This is a genomic window from Luteolibacter rhizosphaerae, assembly GCF_025950095.1.
GTDB classification, from domain to species: domain Bacteria; phylum Verrucomicrobiota; class Verrucomicrobiia; order Verrucomicrobiales; family Akkermansiaceae; genus Haloferula; species Haloferula rhizosphaerae.
Map to the genome: position 1 here is coordinate 435,344 of NZ_JAPDDR010000005.1, position 23,378 is coordinate 458,721.

The 23,378-nt window shown below is 62.3% G+C and carries 20 protein-coding genes; 11 read left to right on the forward strand and 9 right to left on the reverse strand.

All coding sequences use genetic code 11. The annotated features are described in order from the left end of the window. Positions 1 to 2 precede the first annotated feature (2 nt). Complete coding sequence (locus OJ996_RS12050; RefSeq protein WP_264513839.1) at positions 3 to 863, reverse strand: SGNH/GDSL hydrolase family protein; 861 nt, start codon at positions 861 to 863, stop codon at positions 3 to 5. A gap of 18 nt (positions 864 to 881) precedes the next feature. Further along, positions 882 to 1,805: an FkbM family methyltransferase gene (locus OJ996_RS12055; RefSeq protein WP_264513840.1), complete on the reverse strand. Its 924-nt coding sequence runs from the start codon at positions 1,803 to 1,805 to the stop codon at positions 882 to 884. 813 nt (positions 1,806 to 2,618) lie between these two features. On the opposite strand from OJ996_RS12055, the gene OJ996_RS12060 reads away from it, so the two are divergent. From OJ996_RS12060 to OJ996_RS12085, 6 genes are all read left to right on the forward strand, one after another. Next, positions 2,619 to 3,821: an FAD-dependent oxidoreductase gene (locus OJ996_RS12060; RefSeq protein WP_264513841.1), complete on the forward strand. Its 1,203-nt coding sequence runs from the start codon at positions 2,619 to 2,621 to the stop codon at positions 3,819 to 3,821. 2 nt (positions 3,822 to 3,823) lie between these two features. Next, positions 3,824 to 4,528: a DNA alkylation repair protein gene (locus tag OJ996_RS12065; RefSeq protein WP_264513842.1), complete on the forward strand. Its 705-nt coding sequence runs from the start codon at positions 3,824 to 3,826 to the stop codon at positions 4,526 to 4,528. Between the two features lie 64 nt (positions 4,529 to 4,592). After that, positions 4,593 to 5,264: a phosphoribosylanthranilate isomerase gene (locus OJ996_RS12070; RefSeq protein ID WP_264513843.1), complete on the forward strand. Its 672-nt coding sequence runs from the start codon at positions 4,593 to 4,595 to the stop codon at positions 5,262 to 5,264. An 82-nt stretch (positions 5,265 to 5,346) separates the two neighbouring features. Then, on the forward strand, positions 5,347 to 6,891 hold the full coding sequence (locus OJ996_RS12075; RefSeq protein ID WP_264513844.1) for a pyridoxal-phosphate dependent enzyme: 1,545 nt from the start codon (positions 5,347 to 5,349) through the stop codon (positions 6,889 to 6,891). 315 nt (positions 6,892 to 7,206) lie between these two features. Beyond that, on the forward strand, positions 7,207 to 10,650 hold the full coding sequence (locus tag OJ996_RS12080) for a hypothetical protein (RefSeq protein WP_264513845.1): 3,444 nt from the start codon (positions 7,207 to 7,209) through the stop codon (positions 10,648 to 10,650). After that, positions 10,640 to 11,407: a hypothetical protein gene (locus OJ996_RS12085; RefSeq protein WP_264513846.1), complete on the forward strand. Its 768-nt coding sequence runs from the start codon at positions 10,640 to 10,642 to the stop codon at positions 11,405 to 11,407. Before OJ996_RS12080 ends, OJ996_RS12085 begins: the two co-directional genes overlap by 11 nt. Before the next feature lie 9 nt (positions 11,408 to 11,416). Here the strand turns inward: OJ996_RS12085 and OJ996_RS12090 are convergent, their stop codons facing one another. After that, positions 11,417 to 13,180 carry a phosphatidylinositol-specific phospholipase C domain-containing protein gene (locus OJ996_RS12090; RefSeq protein WP_264513847.1) on the reverse strand — a complete coding sequence of 588 codons (1,764 nt, stop codon included), beginning with the start codon at positions 13,178 to 13,180 and terminating at the stop codon, positions 11,417 to 11,419. A 61-nt stretch (positions 13,181 to 13,241) separates the two neighbouring features. Beyond that, complete coding sequence (locus OJ996_RS12095; RefSeq protein WP_264513848.1) at positions 13,242 to 14,039, reverse strand: hypothetical protein; 798 nt, start codon at positions 14,037 to 14,039, stop codon at positions 13,242 to 13,244. Between the two features lie 214 nt (positions 14,040 to 14,253). Here OJ996_RS12095 and OJ996_RS12100 point away from each other — a divergent pair, with 214 nt between their 5' ends. Further along, positions 14,254 to 14,940, forward strand: a complete 687-nt coding sequence (locus OJ996_RS12100) for a GDSL-type esterase/lipase family protein (RefSeq protein ID WP_264513849.1) — start codon at positions 14,254 to 14,256, stop codon at positions 14,938 to 14,940. Positions 14,941 to 14,953: 13 nt separating this feature from the next. Then, the gene (locus OJ996_RS12105) at positions 14,954 to 16,186 is read left to right on the forward strand and encodes a glucuronyl esterase domain-containing protein (RefSeq protein ID WP_264513850.1); all 1,233 of its coding nucleotides are present in this window, start codon (positions 14,954 to 14,956) and stop codon (positions 16,184 to 16,186) included. On the opposite strand, the gene OJ996_RS12110 is transcribed toward OJ996_RS12105, so the two are convergent. Next, the gene (locus OJ996_RS12110) at positions 16,187 to 17,005 is read right to left on the reverse strand and encodes an aminotransferase class IV (RefSeq protein WP_264513851.1); all 819 of its coding nucleotides are present in this window, start codon (positions 17,003 to 17,005) and stop codon (positions 16,187 to 16,189) included. It lies immediately after the preceding gene. Between the two features lie 91 nt (positions 17,006 to 17,096). Here OJ996_RS12110 and OJ996_RS12115 point away from each other — a divergent pair, with 91 nt between their 5' ends. Together OJ996_RS12115 and OJ996_RS12120 are read left to right on the forward strand one after the other, a co-directional pair. Next, positions 17,097 to 17,702, forward strand: a complete 606-nt coding sequence (locus OJ996_RS12115; protein WP_264513852.1) for an acyl carrier protein phosphodiesterase — start codon at positions 17,097 to 17,099, stop codon at positions 17,700 to 17,702. Positions 17,703 to 17,744: 42 nt separating this feature from the next. Next, on the forward strand, positions 17,745 to 18,128 hold the full coding sequence (locus OJ996_RS12120) for a hypothetical protein (RefSeq protein ID WP_264513853.1): 384 nt from the start codon (positions 17,745 to 17,747) through the stop codon (positions 18,126 to 18,128). Positions 18,129 to 18,131: 3 nt separating this feature from the next. On the opposite strand, the gene OJ996_RS12125 is transcribed toward OJ996_RS12120, so the two are convergent. Genes OJ996_RS12125 through OJ996_RS12135 form a run of 3 tightly spaced genes read right to left on the reverse strand, consistent with a single transcriptional unit; the run spans position 18,132 to position 21,784 of the window. Beyond that, positions 18,132 to 19,904, reverse strand: coding sequence for an ABC transporter permease (locus OJ996_RS12125; protein ID WP_264513854.1), 1,773 nt, complete (start codon positions 19,902 to 19,904; stop codon positions 18,132 to 18,134). Beyond that, entirely contained in the window at positions 19,901 to 20,857 is a 957-nt protein-coding gene (locus OJ996_RS12130) for an ABC transporter ATP-binding protein (protein WP_264513855.1), read from the reverse strand. Before OJ996_RS12130 ends, OJ996_RS12125 begins: the two co-directional genes overlap by 4 nt. 6 nt (positions 20,858 to 20,863) lie before the next feature. After that, positions 20,864 to 21,784: a hypothetical protein gene (locus tag OJ996_RS12135; RefSeq protein ID WP_264513856.1), complete on the reverse strand. Its 921-nt coding sequence runs from the start codon at positions 21,782 to 21,784 to the stop codon at positions 20,864 to 20,866. 169 nt (positions 21,785 to 21,953) lie between these two features. On the opposite strand from OJ996_RS12135, the gene OJ996_RS12140 reads away from it, so the two are divergent. Continuing rightward, positions 21,954 to 22,661, forward strand: a complete 708-nt coding sequence (locus OJ996_RS12140) for a hypothetical protein (protein ID WP_264513857.1) — start codon at positions 21,954 to 21,956, stop codon at positions 22,659 to 22,661. Between the two features lie 4 nt (positions 22,662 to 22,665). On the opposite strand, the gene OJ996_RS12145 is transcribed toward OJ996_RS12140, so the two are convergent. Beyond that, the gene (locus OJ996_RS12145; protein ID WP_264513858.1) at positions 22,666 to 23,301 is read right to left on the reverse strand and encodes an RDD family protein; all 636 of its coding nucleotides are present in this window, start codon (positions 23,299 to 23,301) and stop codon (positions 22,666 to 22,668) included. Positions 23,302 to 23,378 lie beyond the last annotated feature (77 nt).

The following is a 23,378-nucleotide window of genomic DNA, read 5'->3' on the forward strand; positions in this document are numbered from 1 at the left end:
GTTCAGGGAATCTGGAGGATGCCCGCCTTCTGGAGTTCCCGGAGCGCCAGCGGCATCAGGCGTTGGGAAAGATGGGTGCCGTCGTGGAAGAGCGCCCGCTCGGCCTTCTCCTCCCGCGGGTGATAGAGCCCGGCGACGCTGAGAAAAGGAATGCCCTGCTCCGCGCAGTGGAACTTCAGGCGCTCGACATAGGCGTAAGTGATGTCGCGGCGCATTTCATAGGATCCGATGAAGGGAAAGGTCGGGCTGGAGAGCTTCTCGTCCTTCGGGATGATTTGCGGAGGTCCCCAGACGGCGGGCTTGAAGCCGCGGGCCGCGATCTCCGCCGGGAGCTTCACGAACTTCGCCGCGGTCTTCTCGACGACTTCCTCGATCTTGCCGCCAGCCTTCACCGCCTTGGCCATGTGGATGCGGCAATCGATCTCGCCGAAGGACATGAGGATCCGCGAGCCGGGCTTGATGTCCTTCTTGAGGAGGATCTCGATCTTCTCGCGGGAGCGGGTGGAGGAACCCGGGTCGCCCGCCTTCCATGCGGTGGCAGGACCGACGTGAAAGACGCGGAAGCAAGGCAAGAGATCGAGGCCGCGGTTGATCCAATGCGGTTTCCAAAAGGCGCTGCGGCGATAGCGGATAAAGCGCAGACGCTCCGCTCCGGCGAAGAACATCGTATTGCTATCGCCAAGGCAGGTGATCGGCTCGATCCCCTGCGGCGCTTCGCGGCCCAAGTGTTTCGAGAGCAGCGCGCGGCGACGCTCGTCGAAGGGCGTGGCGGTGGTGCGCGGTTTGCGGGTGATCAGGGCATCGAGGTCGTCGGCCAGTGAAACGACTTCGGCCAAGGTGGACGCGGGCAATTCGGGAATCACGCTCTACGAAATCGGTCTTTATTGCGCGATGCTCCACTCCGGGGCCAGCCAACCGTCCGGAGTTTGCTTGCCGACGAGGACGAGGTCGGTGTGGAGGCGGTTCGGGTCGCCGTGAAGCTTCGGGATCTGGTCATAGGACTCGACCTTGCGCAGCTTCTTGGCACCGATGTTCCCCACGCGGTAGGTATCAAAACGGCGCTGGAGCCATGCCAGATACTCCTCCGGAGATTCCCCTGCCCAACGGATGTATTGGGCATCAAACTCGATGAAACCGACCGAGCGACCGACGGAGGCAAGAGTCTCGATGAAGCCTTTGAGCGCCTTCGATTCGTAGCCCTCGATATCCATCTTGAAGAGCAGGGTCTTGCCGCGCGCCTCGCTGAGGGGAACCACGGAATCGATGGTCTTCGCGGAGAGCTTGAACTCCAAGGTCTGCGGGCGGGTATTCATCTCGCGCACGGCGGAGGAGCTACCGCTCCAGTCCGGATTCACGTAGAACGGGATGTCCTCGGCCGGGGAGTCCGAGACGAGGCAGTTCGTGATCGTCATGCGGAGACCGGCGGGGTGCTCGGCCTGACTCTTCTCCAAATGCGAGATCAGGCGGGGATTCGCCTCGAAGCCGTAGAGCAGGGTTTTGTCGTCGTAGTCCGTGCCGAAGAGGCACTCGCCGTAATTGAGGCCGACATCCACGATCAGATCGGGTTTCAGGTGACGGTTGAAGTCCCGCCAGAAGATCAGATTGTCCGAGACTTTGCCACGTAGCGGCTCCTCCACGACCTTTTTCAGGGCGCAGGGGTCGGCGGCATCGATGTAGATCCAGTGGTCGCTGCCATGGAGCTTCGCCCGTTCCGGCTTCAGGGTACCGTAGCGGATGAGCGTAAGTGGCTTGAGATAAGCGCGTTTGAAGGCTTTCTCCAAGCGCTTGTAGGGGCTGACTTTCATGGGGCGGCGCAGGGCCAGCATGACGGGACGCGGCACGGGGGGCAAGCGGCGATAGAGGCAGGAATTTCGTGCGTAGCATGAATCCCGCCCCCAGTCCGCCTCCGTCAGCTTCAGACGGGGTCGAGTTCGGCCAGCTGTCGAGATTTCTCATGCTCCCTAGGGCGGCATGATCAGATTTTCACCGCGGCTGATCCGGCTCGCCAATGAGCCGGGCCTTGTCAATATAGCCCGGACGCCGAGGCATGAACGAAAGATTAATTTTCATTTGGGCTCTTCAAAGCCTAGCAGCCTGCAGCGAAGCCCAAAAGCGACTGTTCCCCCAATTTGCTTGCGCTTCAGATGAACTGGTCTTGGAGCATGAGGGAGCGGAAAGGAAGTTCTTGGATTCGGCCGAAGCTCAGCATCTGACTCCTGAGCAACTGCGATCAATTCGGCAGCTCAGTGAGTTTATCGTCGGAATGAGCGATCGTAATGATTCATCGTTGTGGACCGACGAAGCTCTAGAGCAGAGCACTGAATGGGGGAAGGTTCGCTTGCTCGCTCGAGAGACGCTTTCATGCTTTGAATCGGAACCCCTCTTGCCGCCTTCTTCTGAGGAGCGAGGCAACTTATTCTTTCCATCGAATCCTAGATAAGAATCAAGTCCGGAATTCTCCGCCCGGCGGGGCCTCAATGGGTGACGCAGAACTGGAGCCAATCTCATCCGGTAACGCCTTCACATGCATCCTTTTTGCAGCCATATCGGTGTGAGGATGCCACAGGCTTTCAACTTGGCTTGAATCCCCACAACGATTCCGGGCGTATTAGATGGCAATGAACCGCCGTCGCTCGCTGTCACTCGCCCTTGGAAGCCTAGCACTGGCCACCGGCTGCCGGAGAAAAGAGGAGGTCGCGGTAGCACCTGCCGAGCCCACCCCGGCACCGCCTCCCGCGCCGGTCAAGCCGCTGGAGGGAGCGGATCTGGTCCCGGCGAAGATCGATGCCTCGCTGGAGATCCGGACAATCACCGGACTGCGCCCCTTCCGGCCCTCCGGCTATGTGGTGCGGCGGGAGGAGCGGGAAGGCAAGACACTGGTGCACAATTACGGCCACGGCGGTGGCGGGATCACGCTTTCCTGGGGCTGTGCGGATCAGGCGATGAGAACGATGGAGAGCGTGTCCGGACTCTCCTGCGCGGTCATCGGCGGCGGAGTGATGGGCCTCACCACCGCACGGATGCTGCAGCTGCGCGGCGCGAAGGTGAAGATCTACACCGATCATCTGCCCCCCGACACGACCTCGAACGTGGCGGGAGGGCACTGGTGGCCGGTGTCGGTGTTCGACTCCAGCAAGCGCACGCCGGAATTCGCAGCGCAGTTCGTGGAAGCCTCGCGCTTCGCCTACCGCTACTTCCAGCGTCTGGTCGGGCCGCGCTGGGGCGTGCGCTGGGTGCCGAGCTACTATCTGAGCGATGGGGCGCCGGACAACGGCTGGATGGCCGGGCCCGGCGGGGTGCTGCACGACACGCAGGTGGGCTTCAAGGACTTCGGCCCGGGCGAACACGTCTTCCCCGCCCAGTATGCGCGGCGTTTCCACACGCTTCTCATCGAGCCCTCGATCTATCTGGAGACGCTACTGCGCGATGTGCAGGGAGCGGGTGGCGAGATCGAAATCCGCCGCTTCGCGAGCGCGGAGGAGATCCTGAAAGTGCCGGAACAGACGATTTTCAACTGCACGGGACTGGGCGCGCGCGAGCTCTTCAAGGACGAGGAGCTGATTCCGGTGAAGGGCCAGCTCAGCTTCCTGAAGCCGCAGACGGAGGTGAACTACAACCTGCTCCTAGGCAGCTACTACATGTTCTCCCGTGGCGATGGATTGCTACTCGGGGGGACCTTCGACCGCGGACAATGGGATCTAACCACGGATGATGCGGTGAAGCGCCGGGTGATCGAGGGACAGAAGCGGATCTTCGACGCAATGGCCAAGACGCGGCACGAGCATCTGGCGGCGCTGGCGAAACAACACACTCCGATCTAGGAATGCCTGCGCCGCAGAAGCCCAAGCCGGATGATGCGAGGATCGCCGCGGTCATCGAACGCCTGAAGAGCGAGGCGACGACGAAAGACCTCGAAGGGATGGCGCGCTATGCGATCCCTTCCGACAAGGCCTTCGGCGTGGCGATGAACAAGATTCAGAAGCTGGCGAAGGAGATTGGCAAGGATCACGAACTGGCCGCGGCGCTCTGGGAAAGCGGCTGGTATGAGGCAAGGATTCTGGCCGGGTATGTGGATGAACCGGCGCGTGTGACGCCGGCGCAGATGGACCGCTGGTGCCGGGAATTCGATAACTGGGCGATCTGCGACTCGATATGCTTCGCGCTCTTCAAGCGGGTGCCCTTTGCATGGGACAAAGTGCGTGCTTGGGCCACCAGGAAGGACGAGTTCGGGAAGCGCGGGGCCTTCGCCTTGATCTGGGCGCTGGCCGGATCGGCCGATGAGGATGAGCCATTTTACGAGGCGCTTCCGCTGATCGAAGCCGCGGCAACGGATGAGCGGAACTTCGTGAAGAAGTCGGTGGATATGGCGCTGCGGGCGATCGGGAAGCGGAGCTTGGCCCTGAACAAGGCGGCGGTAGCGACCGCGAAGAAGCTGGTGAAGTCGGCCGATGCGACGGCGATGTGGATCGGGAAGCACGCGCTGAAGGAGCTGGAGAGCGAGTCGGTGAGGAAGCGGCTCGGGGATTGAGGTGACGAGGCAGAATCCGCGCTTCCCCCTTGGCAGGGTGGCAAGTGCCGCCGATGTTCGCGCCGTGACCGCCGAGCGCTTCCTGGCCCCCTCCCCTGTATCCCTGAAAATCTGCGGCGTGACGCTGGCGGATGATGCGGAACGTCTGGTGGCGATGGGAATCGACGCCTTGGGCGCGAATTTCTGGCCGCACTCGAAGCGCTATCTGGATCCCGCCGCGGCGGGCTTCCTGAGGGAGCTTCAGGGGTGCATCCTGCGTGTCGGGGTTTTCGTGAATGCGGGGCCGGATCTTCCGCGGCGCTTGGTGGAAGAAGGCTTGATCGATCTGGTGCAGCTTCACGGCGACGAGACGCCGGAGGAGGCGGCGGTGCTTCGCGAGGCAGGCATCCCCTTTCTGAAGGCGATCGGCGTGAAGGGACTGGCTGATCTGGAGCGGGCGCGAGACTTCGGCGCGGCGGGTATCCTGCTGGATGCTCATGCCCCCGGAATCTATGGCGGCACCGGGCAGACGATTGATTGGGAACTGGCGAGGAGCTTCGCAGCGCAGAATCCCGATCTGCCTCTGATTTTAGCCGGAGGAATCGTGCCGGCGAACGTGTCAGAGGCGGTGCAGGCGGTGAGTCCGGTGGCGCTGGATGTAGCTTCGGGAGCGGAGATCAGCCCCGGGGTGAAGGATTTCAGGAAGGTGGCGGCGCTCCAAGCGGGGACGCGGGGAGCAACGATTTCAGATCCTTGATTCGAGATTTGAGATCTTAAATTCGGGATCGGGATTCGGTCTTGCCCTTGCGCAAGCGGCGCGGATCAACGAAACGGGGCGCGTGGAACGCGATGGTTTGCCGCTGGACCGCCGATTGAGGCAGGAGATCCTTTTTGCCCGCGAGCGGGTATACCGCTTTGGCGAGGCGACTCCCTTGGAGCATCTGGTCCTGCCGGGACCCGGGCCGGAGATTTGGGTGAAGCGCGAGGATCTTTCGCCGATCAAGGCTTACAAGTGGCGCGGTGCTTGCAATCGCATGGCGGTGCTGAGTGCCGAGGAGAAGGCGGCTGGAGTGGTCACGGCATCGGCCGGTAATCACGGACAAGGCGTGGCTCTCGCGGCGCGTTCGCTGGGAATTGACGCGCGGATCTACATGCCGCGCTCCACGCCGCGCGTGAAGCAGGCAGCGGTGCGCCACCATGGCGGGCACCATGTGGAAATCATTCTCAGCGGAGATAGCTATGACGAGGCGGTGTCCGCTGCCTTCGAAGATGCGGCCGCCAGCGGTGCCACCTACGTGCATGCCTACGACGACCTGCAGGTGATGGCGGGGCAAGGGACTCTGGCGGATGAAGTGGTGCTCTCCGGGCACGGACCCTTCGATGCGGCTTACCTGCAGATCGGTGGCGGCGGCATGGCGGCAGGGGTCTCCGAGTGGCTCAAGACCTATTGGCCGGAGATCGAGATCGTGGGCGTGGAGGGTAGCGGGCAGGCCTCGATGAAGGCGGCGCTCGAAGCGGGCAAGCCGGTGGGGCTCGATCAGGTGGACATCTTCTGCGACGGCACGGCGGTGAGGAAGGCAGGAGCCCTGCCCTTCGACATCTGCCGCGAGACGATCGACCGGATGGAAACGGTGAGCAATGCCGAGGTGAGCCGCGCGATCCGTCTGCTGTGGGAAGGCCTGCGCTGCGTGTCCGAGCCCTCCGGTGCGATGGGCTTGGCCGCGGTGATGAAGAATCGCGAGGCATTGGTCGGGAAGCGCGTGCTGATCGTGGTCTCCGGAGCGAACATCGACTTCCTGCAACTGGGGCTAATCGCCCAATCCGAAGGCTCCGCCCAGAATGCTTCGCGGAGCCTGCGGGTGCGCATTCCGGAGCGTCCCGGCACGATGCTGGAGTTGCTCGATACCTGTTTCGCCGGGCTGAACATCACGGACTTCCAATACGGCAAGACCGACGAGGCTGATGCGTGGCCGGCCTTCACGGTCGGTTCGGAAGATCCTGCCGCGATCGAGGCGCTGCCCGGGAAGCTGGAGGCTGCGGGCTTCGTGTGGGAGGACCTCACGGGTGCGGTGGATATCGCCTTCCGGGCGATCCCGCTGCGCGGTGACTTGCTGAGCTACCCCCTGTTCTTGCGCCTGGACTTCTACGAGCGGGCGGGAGCCTTGCACGACTTCCTCGACAAGCGGGTGCGGGGCCGTGCGAACCTTTGCTACTTCAACTACCGGCAATCCGGGGAGCGTATCGGCCGAGCCTTGATCGGGCTGGATTTTACCAGTGAGGAAGAGCGAAGCCACTTCACCGGAAGCATCGCGGAGCACGGCGAAGGTTATCGTTCCTGCACGATCGTGGACGACGCGACCCGGGCGCGCCTGATCGGGAACTAGAGGCAGGCTGTGGGAGATCGTGGCTGAATTTGGGATTTCTCCACATTAGAGAGCGAAGCCCACAGGGCACGGGCAGAAAACCACATCTTTTTTAAGCAATGGGCCGGGTTCGGCGAGAATCCGCTAGCCCGATCCGAATACTTCGTCAATACCTCTAGGAGTGGTATCGAACGTGAAGTTGGCAGGGAATCCGACCTATTCCCGCGCTGCTGCGGATCGTGCCGCTGACGGATAACGATGAATGGCACGACAAGCCGCAAATGTCACGCTAAGCCCAAAACCCAAGGATTCGCTCTCGTCATCTCCCTCTCGCTGATGGTCCTCCTGACCGTCCTTGCCATCGGCTTGATGGGTCTGTCTTCGATCTCTCTCCGCTCCTCGACACGCGAGGAAGCGCTCGTCACCGCGCGCGGCTATGCCCGTGTCGCGATGCTGATGGCATTGGGAGAGCTGCAGAAGCAGGCGGGCCCCGATCAGAGGGTCACCGGCACGGCTGACCTGGCGGGCACGAGCGATGGCAGTCGACTTACTGCCGGCTCGGCCCCTGGGAACAATGTGCCCTTGGGAGGAACCGACAAAGGCCTGACCAGCGTGCAGCCGGGAACGCGGCACTGGACCGGGGTGTGGACCAACTCCAACAGCGCGAACCCGGGAACCACCATCTATACGCGGACTCCGACTCCGAGCTTCCGGAAATGGCTGGTGAGCGGCAACGAGAAGGGTAGCGGCAGCAACGACTTCACTCCGGCAACAAACGGAGTCGCGGTGGATTCCGCCGGCCGTGCGACCGATCCGGAAGCGGCGGTGGTGCTGGTGGGCAGAAATTCCGCAGGAAGCAGTTCCAGTGACGGCTATGTCAGTGCCCCGCTGGTGAAGATCATGAGTCCCTCCAGCCTGGCGAAGCATCCGCTGGGGCGGCAGGCATGGTGGATCGGCGACGAAGGGGTGAAGGCGAAGCTGAACATGAGCGATCCGGAACCACCCGAAAACGAACTCGTTTATGAGGATCTGGCGGCACCGCGGCGTGGCTGGGAAACCGTCGAAGGCTTTGAGAACTATCCGGAGCGCAGCGGCGGCGACAACCTGATGCTGGCCAAGGTGATCACCCTGCCTCAGGCCGGAGTGATGGATCCTTCCCTGCTAGGAGGCAATGCCGCACCACTGGGGAAAGCATTTCACTCCGCCACCACCGAGAGCTTCGGGCTGCTGACGGATGCGCTGAACGGGGGGCTGAAACTGGATCTGAGCAACTACCTCCAGCAAGGTCTGCCCGCGACGGCACCTGGAAATCTGATAAACGGCATCACGTCGAACGCCAACATCGTGCCGCAAACCGTCGCAAGCCGTCTGCGCGGCCCGAAGTGGAAACAGCTCGCGGACTTCCAAGAGCTGGGCAGAAACACGAAGCAACTGGGCCGGATGAACGTGAAAGCCGCGACTCAGGTTACCGACACGGTGATCGCCCCGCTGGTGGTTGACTTCCGCGTGCTGATGGGAGTGAAGCTGGTTCCCCAAGCAGCAGGGTCTAGCAGCTACAAGATCCAGCCTTGCGCCAAGATCGCGGTTTCCCTGGCGAACCCCTACCCTTACCCGCTGGTGTGGTCAGGCATGGATCTGGAACTCAAGTGCGAGACGCATCCATCGCGCCAACCGGCACGGATCTATGGTGTGGGTCCCGACTCCATGGTCTACCCTGCCGTCCTGCCGAGAGTGAACGCGCAGTTCGTGCCGCAGGAGGCTTCGGTCTTCGGCAACACGGTCTTCCAGATCCCGAACACGACCTTGCAGCCCGGCGAGGCGAAGGCCTTCACGATCGGCGGGCCGGTCAACCGGCCGGCGGGATCGATAGGCAGGACGAGCGTGCCGATGGTGGCCTTCGGCGGAGCGAGTGCCGCGAACTTCAACAATTGCGTGCTGCTGGAGTCAAACCACATCGGGACGCCGCCGTTCTCGCTGGATATCCGCGAGGACACGATCACGTCTCAGGCTTCGCTGGAGCTACGCCCGTCCGGCAGCAGCGCGATCTACCGCCGCATCGAGCGCATGGAATTCGACAATGCGCCGCACAACGCGACGCGCCGGGCATTCACGGCCCAGGACACGGCAAGGTTCACCCAGCCGGTGCCGCTCCAGTACTACGGATTCCAGCTGAGCCAACCGGGAATGGACTATGCCTCGATCCTGCCATCTGCCGACCAGCTCGGGCTGAGGAGTTCGACCATGCGGACCTTCATGGACTTCAACCTGCAGGCGGCGAACTTCCGCAAGCCGATCATCTGCTACAATCCCCCGCCCTACTTCATGCTGATCGCGGATAGCCCGGGCACCCTGCCCTTCCAAACCCCGGGCGGGAACACGGGCCCGGAGTTTACCCGCAACCTGGCTGCCACGCCGCTGCCATGGGGGCGCTCCGCCCTGGATACACGCCAGACGGTGCTTTTCAGCCCGCCTGCCAGCCTGGTCTCGCTCGCGCAATTCCAGCATGCGGATCTTACTGCGGATGACGACGCGGTATCGGTGGGACACCAACCGGGGAACGCGGTGGGCAATTCCTATGCGAGTCTCTTCGTGCCGCGCTTGAACACGATCCGGAGCCGGTCCGACTTCACGATCGAAAGCTTCAGCGGCGCCACGGCCAAGTCGAAGAACTACTACGACATCGCCTACCTCCTGAATGCGGCCCTGTGGGATACTTACTTCTTCTCTACCCTGCCCGCCGGGACCAGCGGGGTTCCCTTGAACCGCAGCATGGTGAAGATCCATGCCGGCGACAGTTCGGATCTGCTGCGCGACGGCGAGAAGGCGGCGAGCCGGCTGATGGTGAACGGTGCCCACAACGTGAACAGCACCGATGTCGATGCGTGGAAAGCCCTGCTCGCTTCATCCCGCGGCCTGCGTCACAAGTCCGACTCGGCCACGAACGAAGCGATCTTCCCGCGGAGCTTGGAGCAACCCGGCGGAGCGAGCAATCCGCCCAGCGGCAGCGAGTCCGATTCGTTCTCGGGATTCCGGCGACTGAATGATCAGCAGATCCACGAACTGGCACTGGAGATCACGCGACAGGTGCGGATACGCGGCCCCTTCGTGTCCCTGTCCCAATTCGTGAACCGCTCTCTGGGCAACATCACTTCCACCTCCGCCCGTGCCTTGACCCGCAGCGGAGCGCTCCAGAGTGCGATCGACGAGTCCGGCCTCAACATCAGCGCCGACGGCAGCAAGAGCATCTTCCCGACCTCCGACTTCAGCGTGGCGGAGGACCGGATGAACCTGCAACGAGAAGGCAGCAGCAGCCGACCGCGCGCGGATCTAACAGGCACGCGCGACACCAAACTGCAGGACCAGGGGACGGACGGTCAATGGCCGCTGAAGTCCTTCGACGAAAACCCGGGGGCGGTCGCCGGGATCCTTGCAGACCGGCAGATCCTCACCGACACCCGCTACCGCAGCGAGCAGGGCTTCCGCTCGACGGGCATCCCCGGCTGGCTGACACAGGCGGATGTCCTGCAGGTCATCGGCCCGGCGCTGAACGTGCGCTCGGACACCTTCCGCATCCGCGCCTATGGCGAAGCCACGGATCCCGAGACCGGCGTGGCGACCGCCCGGGCCTGGTGCGAAGCCGTGGTGCAACGGATGCCCGCTTATGTTGACGGCAGCAATTCCGTCGAGGATCGTCCTAGTGAACTGAATCCCATCAATGCGCGCTTCGGGCGCCGCTTTTCCATCATCTCATTCAAATGGCTCTCTCCTGATGAAATCTGATTCCTTCTTCCGCGTCTTCGCTGCCGCCTTGATCTTACTCGCAGCCCCCGCCGTCCGGGCACAGGACGCCGTGAGCATGAAAATCGATGTCGTTTCCTGGGGTTCGGATATCAACGGGCTCTCTTTCAAGGCGGCAGGGAAAGGCGAGCCGATTACCGCGCTGGCATTCCGCTACTCAAAGCCTGTCTCCTACTCCGGCCCGGCGATCTTGGAGATCCATCAGGAGGCGGCTGCTGCCTCATCGGCGACGGCGGACTCCAAGAACACCGCGCCGCTTCCGCCCGAACTCGCGAAGCGTCGCGAGACCGATCCCACGGTGGTGGCACTCGCCAAGCTGCCGGCTGGCTCGAAGCGCGCTACCGTTTTGATCGCGCCTGCCCAAGCCGGGACTTACCAGACCTTCGTCATCGACGACGATCCGACCAAGCTTCCCTTCGGCAAGCTGCGGGTGCACAACTACAGCCCGATCAAAATCGCGGTGCGCTGCAACGGCAAGGAATCCATGGAGATGAAGACCCGCGATTCCTTCCTCGCGGAACCGCAGGAGGGTCAGGTGACCTACGAACTCTCCTACGACAAGCAGGGCAAGTGGAAGCTGCAGGAGAACAACATCGTGACCGTGGGCAAGGACGAGCAAGTCCAGTTCATCGTGCTGAAGAGCGATGCGGACTTCTTCACTTCCAGCGACGGCTCCCGCGGTGGATTCCTCCAGAGCGTGGTGCTGCGCCGCCCCGCGAAGGACGACGCAGCGCCTTGAATCGAATCCTCAGGGAGCGCGCTCCAGCAGGAAGTCCTGCCAGACGTTGGTGTTGTTCGGGTATTGTTCCAGGCGGACGTTGTTGGCAGCGTTTCCGCCCGGGATATCCCAAGCCATGCCATCGTGGACGAAGTAGAATTTGAAGAGTCCGTTCGTCTTCGGCAGGATGCGGAGCTTCTGCTCGCCGGGATTGGCGACATTGTAGTCCCAGAGATGGCAGTCCTCGCCGTTGTTGCTGGTGCCGTTCACCACGCTGATCACGCGGGTGAGGGCATTCAGACTGGAGGCGCGGAGATGGCCGTTGGTGACGCTTTCAAAGCGCCACTTGAACCACGGATTGTTCTCGTAGGAGTATTGGATGATCGGGCTGCCATTGGTGCTACCCATGTTCTCCACGCAGATGTATTTCCCGGTTGATGCGCGGGCGAAGTAGTCGCCCCAGGGCTGCAAGCGCCACTGCTGGTTGATCGCGCCGGTGTCCGCTGCCTGTTCGACGCGGTCGTTGTTCGCGGTGCCCGCACCGGTGATCTGGAGGATCAGGCCGCTCTTCACGTTGCGGATCTTGTAGTAGCCGTTGCCCGCATCGATCAGGTCGAACTGCTGGCCCGGGTTGTTCCCGGTGTAGTCGAAGGCATGGAGCTTCGCGCCCGCGGCAGTGGAGTCCATCTCGATGCAGGCGCACTTCCCGCTGACCCATGAGGAGATGCGGAAGTGATCGGAGTTCTCGGTCGGCGCCAGCACCCAACGCTGGTTCGCCCCGTTGTAGTCGTAGGTCCATTGGTTGACCTGCGCGCCGTTGCCGGTATTGCCGCTGATCAGGTCGAGGCACTTGCCGCTATTGCGGTTCACGATCATGAAGTAGGCGGGCCGATGCACCGGTCGGCCGGAGGGAGCATTGGTGTTGTAGATCGCCGAGGACTTCGCGGCATCGGCGAAATCCATCAGCAGGGCACCGAAGCGACCGCTCGGATTGTTACTGAAGAAAGTGCTGATCCGCGGGTTGATGTTGTTCGAGACGGTAGGGATGTTCGGGATCCCGAAGATGCTCGTCGTGCCGCTGCTGAAGTTCACGTAGAGCGTGTTCGGCCCGCCGTAGCGCGCTTCGTTGAGGAGCTGAAGGATCTGGTTCCACTTGTCGTTGTTGTTAGAAACGTTGTAGCGGTCCTGGACCCGCAGCGTGCTGCCGGTGCTGAAAGTCGTGTTGTCCGGCCAGTTGGAAGCGTCGATGCCCTTTGGCAGCCCCGAGGCACCGAAGCGGCGGAACAGCACGATCTTGCCCCGCGCCTGGGTAAGCGTGGGGATCGCCGAGCCGAGCACCCACTTCGATGGATTCGCCGCGGTGTAGGTATCGAAGGTCGCTTCGAAGGAGCGGGTGTTGCCGGTGGGATTATATTCCTCCTTCACGCTCATGATCACCGTCTCGCCGGGGTTCGCGTTCAGGAAGCCGATCGTCGAGTTCAGAACATCGTTGAAGTTCATGTTCTGATAGACCTGACCGTGGTGGATCGCGAAGGCGTCGTTGATATGACGGCAGCGGATATCGAGGAAGCGCACGCCGGCATTCAACTGATCGGTGATGCTCAGGTTCTGGCACTTCGCGGTGCCCGAGACCGGCTCGACCAAGGCCCCGGAATCGTGGGTTCCGGGAATCGAGAATTGGGACAAGGGAAGATTCCCGTCGAGCGGGGTCATCCAATTGTTCCCCGCGGCTCCGGCGCATGGAGACAGCGCCGCCAACAGGAGGCCGAGGAGACGGCCCATGTGTTGCTTCATGGTTTTTGGGTTTTGTGTGTTAGGTTTCGGGTCCCGGTGAAGTCCGACCGATAGCACAGGGTTAGCGTGTACCAAACAGTTCACCTTCCGCCCGCTCGCGCAGGGGACCCTCCGGAAATAACTCCACCCACGCCACCGCGGCTTGGTGGTCGCGCATGCCCCACTGATGGAGGGCGGAGATCACCGCTTCCTCCTGCAAGCGCCCGGGGCTGATCTTCTCCACCGCGAGCAAGGCCGCATCCGCCGGTGCGCGGGTGCCGATGCTCCGCGCCGCCTCCACCCAGATCCTGTCCCGCAAGTGGCTATCCTTGATCTCCGCGAGCCACTTCTCCGCCGCGCCGCGATCGACCGCCATCCAATTGCCTGCGAGACCGCATACCAGCTCGCTACTTGCAAAGCCCGGACTGTTAGATGCGAGTGAAAGCGCCAGTGCCGGGTCGGCACGGGAAGCCCTCTCACAAGCGGCGCTGAGGCAGATGATGCGCTCGGTCTCGTCTTCCAAGGCCGCTGCCCATCCGGCAGCGGCGCGGGGATCCTTCATCGCCCAGCCATCGGCAACCTTGAGCAGTGCCTCCTCGCGGCGCTCCCAAGCGGCAAGCCCCATGACAAGGTGACTTGCCGCCACGGGATCACGCTGGATCAATTCCGGTAGCAGGTGATCCAAGGTCTGCTGTTGCTCCTCATTTCCAGTGGACTCGAGGCCTGTCACCACGGCACTCGGGGAGGAATCGATTCCCTGTCTGCGCGGAGCGGACTTCGACGGAGCCGCAAGCACTTCTGATCTCCCGGTGTAGTCCTCAGATTCATTTGCACCCTTCGCATTCGGAACGGGCTCGCGGGCATCCTTCAATCGGGGCACGGCTAACAAGAGCCCGGCCACGCCGGACAGGAGTAGAAGCGCCTTTCCATTACCCATCTACCCCTTCTGACGGGAATCCTGTCGGCGGTCAAGGACCCAACGTGCGCGCTATCGCAGCGATTCCGACACTCATCCGTGGTCCGTTTCCACGGTAGACACGCAGGACTCTCGACCTCCTTGAAAGTTTCGCCCCAAGCTGGCCTTACCTCAGACGATGAAACTCATTTCCAGATCCCTTGCTGCCGGCCTCCTTGCCATGTCGAACTTGCTCGCGGGTCCGATGGATCCGATCAAGCCGGATGACTACAAGGCCCCGGTCAGGGTCTCCTGCATCGGCGATAGCATCACGGAGGGATCCGGTGCCGCTCCCGGCAAGGCCTATCCCAGCCAACTCCAGGAATTGCTCGGGGATAAATGGAAGGTAACCAATTTCGGCATCAGTGGTCGCACGCTCCTGAAGAACGGCGACTTCCCCTACTGGAAAGAAGAGAAGTATCAATTCGCGCTGAAGTCCGAGCCGGACGTGGTGATCATCATGCTCGGGACCAACGACACAAAGCCGCAGAACTGGAAATTCGAGAAGGAGTTCGTGGCCGATTACACGGAACTGGTGAAGTCCTTCCAAGCGCTGCCGAGCAAGCCGCGGATCTACGTCTGCCGCCCCTGCCCGGTGCCGGAACCCGGCAACTTCGGCATCAACGAGAAGAACCTGAAAGAGTGGATCAAGCGGATCGACAAGCTGGCGAAGGAGATGGACCTCGGCGTGATCGACATGCACGCGGCATTGAAGAGGCACCCGGAAATGCTCCCCGATCGAGTTCACCCCGATACCGCCGGTGCCGGTGAAATGGCAAAGGCTGCCTTTGAAGTGCTGACCGGCGACAAGGCCCCGAAGCGTTAACTTCACGGAGAATATGAGAAGGCTTCCCTCGATGCTCCTCGTCGCCACCTGCGTAACCATGCATGCGGAAGAGCTTCCCGACGTGCTCACGGCGCAGGATGGCACGAAGATCCGTGGCACGGAGGAGTGGCGGGAGAAGCGCCGGCCAGAGCTGTTAGAACATTTTTCCCGGGAGATGTACGGTCGCTCTCCGGGGAAGCCGGAGGGGATGTTCAGCGAGGTCTTCGACCGCGACGAGCAGGCTCTCGGTGGCACCGCCACCCGAATCCAGATCGCGATCTATCCGGGCGGGAAGCCCGCTCCGCGGATCGATCTGCTGGTGTATGTGCCGAATCACGTGAAGGGGCCCGCTCCCGCCATCCTCGGTCTGAACTTCGCAGGCAATCACGCGGTGCACAAGGACCCGGGTATCCGTCTCACGGAGAGCTGGGTGGACCAGCTCCAGCCGAACATTCCTCCCTACCCCGACTCGCACCACCGCGCCACGGATGCCGCCCGCGGCACCAACGCGAAGCAATGGCCGGTCGAGGAGATCATCGCGCGAGGCTATGCGCTGGCCACGATGTATCGCGAGGATGTCGCTCCCGATCACCCGCCCTACTTCGCAAGCGGCGTGCCCGAGCTCTATCCCGAACTCCAGGAGAGAGAGGACAACTTCGGCACCATCGCCATCTGGGCATGGTCGCTCAGCCGCGCTGTCGATGTCTTGGAGAAGCAAGAGCGGATCGATTCCAAGCGTGTCGCGGCCTTTGGTTTCTCTCGTTTGGGAAAGGCCGCCCTGTGGGCAGGTGCGAATGACGAGCGGTTCGCAATGGTCATCAGCAACGAGTCGGGAGCCGGAGGAGCCAAGCTTTTCCGGCGCGGCGTGGGCGAGGATATCCAGCGGCTCAACACCGTCTTCCCGCATTGGTATGCGAAGAGCTTCCGCAAGTATTCCGGCAAGGACAAGGAACTCCCCTTTGACCAACACATGGTCATGGCCCTGATCGCGCCGCGACCACTCTACGTCGCGAGCGCGATCGACGACAAGAATGCCAACCCTGAAGGCGAGTTCGCCGGGGCCAAGGCGGCGGAGCCGGTATTCCGGCTACTTGGGGCGGAGGAACTCCCCACCGATAATTGGCCGGAGTTGAATCGCTCCGTCCAAGGAGGAATCGGCTACCACGTGCGTAGCGGTGGACATGATGTTCAAGACTTCGACTGGCAGCAGTATCTCGCCTTCGCCGACAAGCACCTTAAGCGCTGACTAGGCGTGGCTGCCGAGATGCTGAGAGAGGCGCTTCACCATCACCGCATCGGGCATCTCGCGCTGGTCGATAATCGATACCGGCACCAGGCCCCGGATCGCCGAACTCGTGAAGAGCTCCGAGGCCGCAAGCAGATCGGCGGGATGCAGCGCCGGCTCCCCCACCCCGATCCCGAGATCCGCACAGGCGGCGATCACGCGGTGGCGCATCGTTCCGGGCAGACACCCGGAGGATAGCGGCGGCGTTAGAATTTCTCCATCGCGCACTAGGAACAGATTCGACGTCGTGGCCTCGCAGAGTTCACCCCGTGTATTGAGAAAGAGACACTCGTCCGCCTCCATACGGCGGGCGTAGTCCAGGGCGAGGAGATTCTCGGCATAGGAGAGACACTTCACTCCGGCCAAGGGTGAAGCCTCGTTCCGAGGGAAAGGCGCGGTCACGAGAGCGACCGAAACCGGTGGAGTTGCAGCGGGTGCGGCGGTGATCGCAAGAATGGAGTCGCTCCCGGGAGCAAGAGCGCGCAGCTCCCCGGAGCCCGCTGTTAGAGTGATCCTTACCCGGGCTCGGCCTTGGGTCAGCTTCTTGCGGCGGAGAAGATCCCGGATGGAATTGCCGATGGTCGCGCCCGAGATCCGGCGGGCATCCAAGCCAAGCCGGGCTGCCCCTGAACTCATCCGCTGCAGGTGCAGGTCGAGCGCGACGGGCGAGCCATCGACGGCGAGTATCGTTTCAAAGACACCGAGCCCATGGGTCAGGCCGCGATCACCGGCCGAGACGGCAAGCGGACCATCGAGGATTTCGCCGTTGCACCAGATCATCGCCACACCGCGGATTTGATCCTCTAAGGGTCAGCGCCGCAACTTGCAAAGTTGCGCTACTTGTTTCCAGAGGGGATGCTCGCACGCCGCCTTGAACTACCTCGCCCATCTTTTCCTCGCCGAGAACAACGCCGCCTCGCGCGTCGGCAGCCTGCTGGGCGATTTCGTCACCGGCCGCCCGGAGTCCTTGCAGGGGCAGTTCCCCGATACCGTCTTGCGCGGGATCGTGCGCCACCGCGCGATCGACCGCTTCACGGACAGCCATCGTGTGACGCTGCGGATGAAGGAGTACGTGGCGGCACCGCGACGCCGCTTCTCGGGAGTTATCGCCGACCTGATTCACGATCATTTCCTCACCCGCCATTGGGACGAGTTTCACCGGGAAGCACTGCCGGACTTCGTGGCGGCGTGCAATGCCGCCCTGCGTGAACATCGCTTGATCCTTCCGCCCGAGCTCGGGGACTCACTGGAGCAGCGGATCGAGGACCACTGGCTGGAGCACTACGGCACCGACGAAGGACTTGACGGTGTTTTCCGTCGCATCGCCCTGAGGAATCCCCTCTTCGCTCCGATCAAGGATTCCATCGAGGATCTCCAGCGGCACCGGTCGGTATTCGAGGCAGGTTTCCGCGATTTCTTCCCGGACCTGCAAGCTTGGGTGAAATCCTGCGGGCCGGAATCATCGATCCTGATTTAGGGCTTCGACGAAGAGCCGGACCTGTCCTAGCTTCCCGCGCCCATGCGTGCCCTGATCTTCATCGCCGGACTTGCCATCTGCGGCCTCGGCTTCGCCTTCTACAAGACGGCGGAGAATTTCCCGCTGCTCCAAGGCGGGCTCACCCTCGGTGGCGGGCTCGTGATTTGTGGACTCTTTTCCCTCCGCTCGAAATGGCATGGAATCACCGGTGCGGGCATTCTCGGTTTCCTCGGGATCATGCGTGCCGTGCCGGCCCTGTGGTCGGGCTTCAAGGAAGGTGTGCCCTCCGCCCGCTTCGAGGTCATCGCCGGCGCGTTCTGCCTGCTGGTCTTTCTGGCCGCGGTGCGGGTCCTGATGGCGGAGCGGACACGTCTAGCAGTCGCTCGCTTGAAAGCCGGCGAGGATCCGAGAGCACCCCAAGGCTGAGGCCTAAGACCCGAGCGGAGGCGCACTCTCGGCGGGAGCGGAAAGGACGTCGTCCGCCATGGCCTTGCGGGTCGTACGCAATTGGGCCACTAGCCAAAGGGTGGCCATGCCGCCGATGGCCAGCCAGAAATGGAAGGCACGCGGCACCGCCCGGGCGATCTCAAGCGGAAGCTCAGCGATGGGGATCTCGCTCGCGGAGGCGAAGAAAGGCATGGCGGCCGGAGAGATCCCGAAGAACCATGCCGAGAGCACCGGTTTCTCCAAGGGCACGCAGATGGCGCCGAGCATGAGCGGCACCACGCCGACCAGGATTCCTGCCAAAGCCACGGCCCGCAGTCCCTTTGCTTCCAACAGCACCTGATTGGAGACGCCGAGGACGAGCAGCACCGCGACGAAATAACCAAACACTTGGAACGGCAGCACCGCGCCGAACCAGCGCGACTCCACCAGCCCCCGGGTGAAAAGGAACCAGCCCAAGGCACCGGCGAGGGCCATGACGACGACCCACCAGAAGGAGGTAGCGGCATCGGATAGCAAGGGCAGCGAGGTCGAACCCTGCTTGCGCGCCCGCCTCCAGCCGCGGATCTGGCTCTCCGTATCGGGTGTGATGATCCCGCCGAGAACGATCAGCATGGCCAGAGTCGTAAGTCCGTAAAGGCCGGACAGGGCGACGGCTTCCATGGGATCGGGTTTCCAACCGGCAAGGAACTCGATCGACCATTTCCGCATCTCGCGGCTGGGGAACAGGGTGCCGGGATCAATCAGCGGCAGAGCATTGCCGAGCAGCAGGATCTGGATCCAGGCGAAGAAGCCGGTCGCCCAAACCTTGCCAAGCAAGTGCGACTCCGCGCGCCGCCACTTGCGGCAGAGCATGATGGCGAAGGTGATGACCAAGCCGAGTTGGGAGAAAAGCGTGAAGACAAGTTCAGGAAACTCCAGATTGAAGAACTTCGCCGTGGGGGCGAGGCGCCGTGCCGTCTCCAGTGCCGCGCCGAGATCCTTCGGCAGCAAGGAGGGGTAGACCTCCAGCACGACCGGCTGCACAGTGAGATACTTGAAGAAGACCAGGCCGAACTTCGAGAGCTGCGGGATGACCGTGTAGAGGGCGAAGACAGTGCCGATGGAAGCGAGGAAAGCCCAGCGACGGTTCTTCGCCACGGTGCCGATGAGCAAGCCGGTGAAGTGGTATAGCAGGGCGGAGGAAAGTAGCACGGTATAGACCGGCAGCCAGGTGGAGACCGGTATCCCGCCCCGCCAGATCAGCCATCCGGCAAAAGGCAGCGTGAGGAAAAACATCACATATTCCCGCACCGGCAGGCCGAAGAGATACCCGATCACTTTCGCGATGGGTCTCATGGGAACCAGCCGCTGGTAATCGATCACGCCTTCGTCACGCTCGGCTGTCATGCCGCCCGAAACCATGGCCGTGCCGATCATGAAGAGAATAACGCCCTGGAAGACGAATAGGCCCTGAACAAAGCCACGCGCGATATTCTCGGTGGCCTGGATCTTCTCCGCTGACTTGTCGATGACGGCAGTCCCGTCCTTGCTCGCCTCGAAGAGCGTGCGTTCTTCGATGCGCTCATGCTGCTGGATCGCGATGACGTAGCTCATCACGCTGATGAAGCCCGACACGAGGACCGTGAGCAGCAACCAGATCGCAAGCGCACGCGGACGCAGCCGCGACTGGCAGTAGCGGCGGAATATCGGATTCCGCCACAGATTCCACGCAGAGTGCCGGGTGGGAATGGCAAGGGTGCTCGTCTCGGAATTCATGACAGTCGGTTCGATTCGGCCACACCCACCAGGATATCCTCGAAAGAGCTGCGCCTTTCCTCGAAGGAGCGCAGCCTCACACCAGCGGCGATCAGACCCTCGATCAGGTCCGCCTGCGTCTCATCCGTGCCCTTGAAGCCGAAGCTTACCCGTTCGCCATCCAAGCGCAGGTCATGGACAAACTCATGCCTACCGAGCCAGTCCAAGGCGATCTCGTGACCGCGGAGCAATGCGATGGTCACGCCGCGCTCGTTGTTGCCAAGCTGCTGCCGCACCTCCTCGACCGTACCGGAGGCCAGCAGCTTGCCGCGGTTCATCACGCAGAGCGAGGTGCACATCTCGGAAAGTTCGCTGAGAATGTGCGAGCTGACGAAAATCGTCGCGCCTTCCTTGGCGATCGCCCGCAGGACATTGCGCAGATCGCGGCGGGCCAAGGGATCGAGGCCGCTGGCGGGCTCATCCAGCACCAGCACTCGCGGGCGATGTAGCAGCGTCTTCGCCAATACGACGCGCTGGGTCTGACCGCGCGAGAGAGCCTTGCACCAGTTGTTCCGCTGGGGCGTGAGGTTCACTGCCTCCAGGCATTCCGCCACCCGTTCCTTGCGCTGCGAGCGGCTACCCAAGCCATAGGCATCCGCATGAAATTCGAGGAACTCCCAAACCTTGAGATCGGAGGGAACGGGTGCGAGATCCGGCATGTAGCCGATGATGCGGCGGGCGCTTTCGAGATCTTCAAGCACATCCACGCCATCGAGGATCACCTCCCCGTAGGTCGGCTGCATGAGCGTGGTGATCACCCGGAAGGTGCTGGTCTTACCCGCGCCGTTCGGGCCCACGAGACCGAAGACTTCGCCCTTCGGCACGGTCAGGCTCAGATCGTCCACGGCGATGAAGTTGCCGTAGTCCACGCGTAGGTCGCGGATGTCGATAGCAGGCGGTGCGGTCGCTAGCATAGGGATTCAATAGTCGTCCAAGGCATCCCATCCGGAGGGCAGGGTCATACCGATCTCTTCCATCTCCGCCTGAGCTTCACTGCGGCGGCGTTCCTTCTCGGCTTCCCAAGCTCTCTGTTGCTCGGGCCTCAGCACGGACAGCATCTCCTGATTGCGATCCCCCACCCGGCCGCCGAGCTGCATTTCGGGATCGTAGTCCACGGAGCCCCGGGCCATGATATTGAAGACTTGGTCACGCTGGCCATCGTCCAGGCCCACGATGGCATCCACTCGGGCAAGGCGCATGTCGGCATCCCCTTGCACACGGTCGGTCTTCTCGGTGAGCCGCTCGTGCTTGAAGTTCTCCAGCTTTTCGCCGCTCAGGACCGTAGCCATCTGTGCATCGAGCCCGGTGTCCCAGTGATCGTCGCGGGTCTCGCGCATGAGGTCTTCCAAGGTTGTGCCCGGCTGCCCGGCCAGATCGCTGAAGCGCTTCGCGTCCTCCTCGGCCTTGCGCTTGAACCACTCGCCGAGCGTTTTCTGTTGCGCGGGAGTGAGGTCATACTTGCGGGTGAGTTCACCCACGATCCGGTCGCTCTGGCGCTTCTGATCCCGCACACGGATGCGGTCGAAGATCGGGGAGAGATCGCGGACCCAAGGCTGGAAGGTTCTCAGCAGATCATCGGGGCTGATCAGGCGCCCCATCTCATAGCTTTCCTTCAGTTCGCGCAGCCCGTCCTGAACCGTGCGGCCGGAGCGGCGGTTGCCCTCGAGGGCAAGCACACGGTTCTGGGAGCGCCGCAGATCCACCTCCAGCTTGGCGATGCGCTCTTCCGGCGTGCCTTCTTCACCGGGCAGGCTGTCGCGGAACATCACGGCCGCCGCTCCGCCCACGACAAGCCCGACGGCAAGGTAGAGGAAGGGACGCAGTTTGCTGGGAAAGGACATGGCGGCGATGGAGAGGGATCTGCGTGAAAGCCTGTTATGCCCGGCGTGAAAAGATGGTGAACGGCCCGTGCATCATCGTGAAGGCTGGGAGATTTCCCATGGGAATCACAGCGATTTCTTACTATGGGAAGTTTGGACAAAACATCGCAGGCGGCGACGTTATCTCACGATGCGCCTGATCCTCTCTTGCCTGCTGATGCTTTCGCCCCTCGCTGCTGCGGAGAAGCGGATCGCGGTCTTCGTGGGGCTCTGCGACAATGCAAGCCAAGGCATCGTGAAGGTCGGGGCAAAGATCGGCGACGGCAACAAGCCCGACGACAATCTCTACTGGGGCTGCACCGACGGCCTGCGATCCCACTTCAAAGCGAGCAAACGCTGGAAACTCGAGAAGCAGGAGACCGCGACGGGGGACGAGAAGATCCTCGAACGCCTTACATTCCGGCATGCCACGGAAGATGCCGTGTTGGTGGCGGAAGCATGGCGCGGTTCGAATCTCAAGGAGTGCTACATCGCCTTCGAGCAAGCGCTGGTCTCCGGCAAGCAAGACCTCGTCGCCTTCATCGGCCACAATGTTCTGATGGACACTCCGATCGATCCTCCCGCAGCGAAGGTCGCGGGCAAAGTGGATGCCGTGGTGCTCTGCTGCATGAGCGACACCTACTTCGACACGCGGCTCAAGAATCTCGGTGCACGGCCCGTGCTCACGACGACGCAATACATGTATCCCGGCTCCTTTATCCTGCACGCCTCGCTGGAGCCATGGCTGGCAAACAAAGACCGCGCCGCACTGCGGGATGCAGCGGGCGCGGCTTATGCGAAGAATCAAAGGATCAAGCTCGGAGCAGCGAAGGGTGTCTTCGCGAAGCCCGAACCTTGATCGTTCAGGCAGCCGTGGCCTCCTTGACCTTGATCACCTTGGTCTTGGCCATGTCATCGCCGGTGCGGCGGAGCGGCAGATGTGCCTCCTTCTTCTGATAAAGCACATAAGCCTCATAAAGCGGAACGAAGGGGATCATCATGAGGATATTGCGCTTGATGCCGAGTTCCCAGTTACCACTCAGGCTTCTGCCTTCGGAGTCCACCGCGCGAATTTTCATCAGCTTCTTGCCAAGGCTCTGCCCGTCGAGGAAGGGCAAGGAATCCTTCAGAAGCATGTAGGCGAAATAGATCACCCAGCCCAGTTTTCCGATGACCAAGATCGCAATTCCAGCGATGAAGCCATCAATGATGCCAGCGATCAGACGGGTGTCGAAAGGTGCCTCGCCTGCAAGTTGTTCGACCACGGATTCATTTTCGTCGGCGTCGTTCTCATCGGAATCGAATTTCGCCTTGGGTGCCTGCTCGCTGCTCTTCGTCGCGGGAGGCGGCGGGGGCGGCACGTCCGGCATCGGCGGGGCCGGTGCGGGCGGCGGCGGTGCCAGATTGGGCATCGGCAGCGGTGAAGCTGGCGATGGTGGCGGGATGTCCGGCGGTGGCGGCGGAGTTGAGGATTGCGGCTTCTCGGGCTCGTTTTCCATGGCGATCCCGGACTCTAGCAGAAGGCCAGCTCCGGTCGAGAGACAAGTCATCGCGACGCTGAGACTTCGGTCGGAAT